At 67.1% G+C, this 1764-nt stretch carries 1 protein-coding gene; it reads right to left on the reverse strand.

What is annotated here, in order from left to right:
- Positions 1 to 150 precede the first annotated feature (150 nt).
- Positions 151 to 1491 carry a site-specific DNA-methyltransferase gene (locus tag G5V65_RS21765; RefSeq protein ID WP_165054698.1) on the reverse strand — a complete coding sequence of 447 codons (1341 nt, stop codon included), beginning with the start codon at positions 1489 to 1491 and terminating at the stop codon, positions 151 to 153.
- Positions 1492 to 1764 lie beyond the last annotated feature (273 nt).

The raw sequence follows: 1764 nt of genomic DNA on the forward strand, positions 1-1764 counted from the left end.
TCGACATGGCCCACAGCACGATATCCGGGGATGGCGATGGCGAGCCCGAGATCGAGCCCGCCAGCGCCGGAGCAGAGGGAGAGGCCGAACAGGCATGCGTCTCCGGCCCCGGAAACGCGTCCGGAGGAAGGTAAAGCCAGGTCATGCATGTCACGCGGCGGGTTCGGGAAGGGTTTCAGGTTCGGCCGGGGCTTCGCCCAGCCGCTCGGTCCTCACCTCAGCGAAGGTCCGACCATCGCCATCGAGGATCGCGTCGCGGCCGGTTTCGGCCTGCCAGCGTTCCACGGCCACGTCGACGTAGGCCGCGCTGATCTCCATCGCGTACACACGGCGGCCGTTGGCTTCGCCCGCCATGATCTGCGAGCCCGAGCCCGAGAACGGCTCGTAGCACAGCCCGCCGCGGGCGACGTGCTGGCGCATCGGGATCCCGAAGGCGTCGAGCGGCTTCGGCGTCGGATGGTCAGGCCGGTCGTCCTTCGCAAAGCTCGGCAGCGCCCATGTCGACGGCAGCGTTTCCTCTGCGACCTTGGGCGGGCGGTTCGGACGCCGCCAGCCCATGAAACAGGGCTCGTGCTTCCACAGGTAGTGCGACCGGGTCAGCACGCCGCGGTCCTTCACCCAGATGATCTGCTGATGGACGAAGGCCCCGGCCTTTTCCCAGCAGGCCTCCAGCATCGCCTGGCGGCGGGAGGCGTGCCAGCAGTACCAGGCCGCGTCCTCGGTGATCGCTTCGGCCACGGCGGCGGCGATGAAACCGTCGTAGAGTTCGGCTCCTTGCGAACTGTCATCCCATGTCGTGCCATAGGACGCCGACCAGTCCTTGTTGCGGGTCGGATGGTTAGAGCCGTCGTAATCGACGAGATATGGCGGGTCGGTCGCGAACAGGATCGCCCGCTCGCCATTCATCAGGCGACGCACGTCGTCGTGGTTCGTGCTGTCGCCGCAGAGCAGCCGGTGGTCGCCGAGGATCCACAGATCGCCGGTGCGCGACGCTGGATTGCGCGGCGGTTCAGGGATGGTCACCGGCGGCATGGAGCCCCCGGCGCCACCTTCTTCCCCGTCCCCCTCCGGCACGAAGGCCAGCAGCTTGTCCAACTCGCCGTCGGAGAAACCGACGAGCGACAGGTCGAAATCCTCGGCCAGCAGATCGTTCAGTTCCGCCGACAGCAGCGCCTCGTCCCATGTGCCGAGTTCTGTCAGCTTGTTGTCCGCGATCCTGTAGGCCCGGCGCTGTGCCTCGGTCAGATGCCCGAGCACGATCACCGGCGCTTCGGTCAGCCCGAGCTGCGTCGCGGCCAGCACGCGGCCGTGGCCCGCGATCAGCTCGCCGTCCTCCGCCACGAGGCAGGGCACGGTCCAGCCGAACTCGGCCATGCTTGCGGCGATCTTCGCCACCTGATCCGCGCCATGCGCCTTCGCGTTCCTGGCGTAGGGCTGGAGGCGCGACAGCGGCCACATCTCGATCCGCTCGGGGGCGAAGCTCAGCGTCATGGTCGGGTAGGTTCCGATATGATGGTGGATGCTGGCCGAAATCCGGACACTGGATGCCGCGCCGGACTCCACGCGGGGTCCAGCGGCATCCGGGGCGTCCAGCCCAAAGGTCAACGTTTATTGGGGTTTGCACGGGGTCAAGTGGATCCGGCTTTCGGGTGGCTTCCCAAAATTCCGGCCCTGTCGCTAGCGATGTGCCGCGCTTCGCCCGCCAGCATACGAATATCGCCAAGAAGGAACCACGATTTCCGCTGTTTGGCAGGGTGGACTGCG

Source organism: Paragemmobacter kunshanensis (assembly GCF_011059185.1).
GTDB classification, from domain to species: Bacteria; Pseudomonadota; Alphaproteobacteria; order Rhodobacterales; family Rhodobacteraceae; genus Paragemmobacter; species Paragemmobacter kunshanensis.